General features: G+C 34.1%; 2 protein-coding genes. Both read left to right on the top strand.

The genetic code is table 11. The annotated features are described in order from the left end of the window. Window positions 1-533: 533 nt before the first annotated feature. Window positions 534-2048, top strand: a complete 1515-nt coding sequence (locus tag WBN21_RS10900) for a T9SS type A sorting domain-containing protein (RefSeq protein ID WP_424200190.1) — start codon at window positions 534-536, stop codon at window positions 2046-2048. 263 nt (window positions 2049-2311) lie between these two features. Next, the coding region (locus tag WBN21_RS10895; protein ID WP_424200192.1) for a LysE family transporter at window positions 2312-2484 on the top strand (173 nt) is incomplete at its 3' end.

The following is a 2484-nucleotide window of genomic DNA, read 5'->3' as shown; positions in this document are numbered from 1 at the left end:
ACATATACCTTTAGATAGTCGTTCAATACAAACCATTAAAATAAATAATGCGAACATGTTTTTAGTATCGAATAATAATGATGTGTTAAGCATCTTTAAATCCAATTAAGGCAAATGGGAAGTTAAGTATTTCTGTAAAAATGGTTGCGATTTAACAAAAAAGGCTAAATATGGTTTTCTTATAAGTATCATTTAGGCTGGTAATCAGCAATTAATCTTAATTTTTAACACAACACTACCACAACATTACCACAACATAGTGATTCAAAAACTGTAGTAGCAAGGTTTTACAGTCAGCTATTTTTTGCCAATCAAAGGATAAACTACGGATAATTGCGTTGTATTGCTTAAAATGTAATATTTTCATCTTTTTATTGATTTGTATGTTTTTTGTTTGGGTATTTTTTGCCTATTTCACAAAATTTTTGAGGTATATTTACGAAAGTGAGAATTTAGTAGTAACCAATATTGGGTTTAATGCAATAAAAAACTACTTGTTTTCTTTTTAACTAATTAATTCTAAAACTAAAATTATGATGAAAAAAATTACTTTACTGTTAATTCTTTTAACGGTTTCTTTTGGGTTTTCCCAATCCTTACCTATTGATTTTGAATCTACTCAACCATTTGTTGGTGATAGTGGTGCAGCTGTCAATCTTGTAGATGATGGCGGGAATAATGTACTTGAAATTGTTGGAAATGGAAGTGAGTGGGATAACGCACAGGTTACCTTTGCAGCTCCTATAGATCTTTCAAATACGGCATCAAACACAATTCAATTTAAAATGAAATCATTATCTGCAGGTGCAGGAGAAGTTAGAGAGCACCTACTTAAATTTGAATTACCAGAATCAGGTGGCGATCTTGAGGCTACATTTACAACAACTGGATCAGGTTGGAATGATATTATAGTGGATATGGATACAGGAAATGTTACTCCAACTTCTTACAATAAAATGGTGGTTATGGTAGATTGGGGCGGAGGTCCTACTAAAGCAATTGTTGGAACTTATTACGTTGATGATTTTAGCGTTGGTGCAACCCCGTCTGGGACAGATGCTAATTTAAGCGATTTACAAGTTGACGCTGTTACAATTGCCGGTTTCGCTCCAGGAACTTTAAGTTATACTTATGCTGTTCCTAATGGAACAACAATAGTTCCAACGGTTACGGCAACTCCAAATGATGCTGCAGCAAATGCTGTTATTACTCCTGCCGCATCTTTACCAGGTAGTACGACTGTAGTGGTTACAGCTGGAGATGGTACAACTACTAAAACATACACCGTATCATTTGGTTTTCCAATAGCATTACCATTTGATTTTGAAACAAGTCAACCGTTTACTAGTGCAGGCGATGAGGTTGGGCTTTCTGTTATAGATGATGGTTCTGGTTCAAATGATGTGCTGCAACTTGTTGGGGGAGTAGCTGACTGGGATTCTGCGCAAGTTGTATTTACTACACCAATTGATCTTTCTGATGATGCAAATAATACATTAAGATTTACATTTCAGTCAACAACAGCCGCGGTTGGAGAAGTACACCAACATGGTATTAGTTTCCAAGGTGGTGGTGGTGCTATTGAAATGAATTTTATAACGACTGGTCAGGATCCAGTTGATGTAGCCTTAGATTTTCAAGCAGGTATTACGGATCCAAGAGAACGACTTCATATTTTCATTGATGTTGGAGATTTTGGTGTTCAATCAGGTACTGGAGGTACATCAGGTCAAGGGACTGCTGGTCTTTCAGGTACTTATATTGTAGATAATATAGCTCTTGGAGCAACATCTTTAAGTGTACAAGATTTTAAACTTGCAGGATTTAGCCTTTACCCTAACCCATCACAAAGTAGTTGGATGGTTAAAACACAAAATGTTGAAATGTCATCTATACAAGTTTATGATGTGTTAGGTAAAAATGTATTGTCATTATCACCTAATAATACTGAAACGGTAATTGATGGTTCTAGTTTAAAAACAGGATTATACTTTGCACAAATTAAAACAGCAACAGGTATTTATAGCACAAAACTTGTAAAAAACTAGTTAATTTATTTAGTATGTATTTAAGAGCGGAGTTTTTTAACTCCGCTCTTTTTTTGTTTAATCGAAAAGAATTCCTCTACGCAATACGTAGAGGTTTCCGTTGAAATTGTCATTCCCGTGAAGGCGGGAATCTAAATAAAGAATTTTGATTTTGAGCCTAAAGCTTAATATGAAAATTCTTTATTTATTTTTAAATCGATAAGTAAGTAACTGCATAGTTTTAAAATATTTCTTTACTTTGTATGAAACCTTTCGCATAGTTTATGTTTGATGATATTTTAACAGCCATTCCTTTTGGAATAATACTCGCTTTTACTATAGGGCCGGTGTTTTTCGTGCTTTTAGAAACTAGTGCAACCAAGGGTTTTAGAAGTGCATTAATATTCGATTTAGGCGTTATTTTTGCCGATATCATCTTCATTGTTATAGCATTTTA

Source organism: Algibacter sp. (assembly GCF_049667265.1).
Taxonomy (GTDB): domain Bacteria; phylum Bacteroidota; class Bacteroidia; order Flavobacteriales; family Flavobacteriaceae; genus Algibacter_B.
This window is presented reverse-complemented; position numbering and strand designations above follow the sequence as displayed.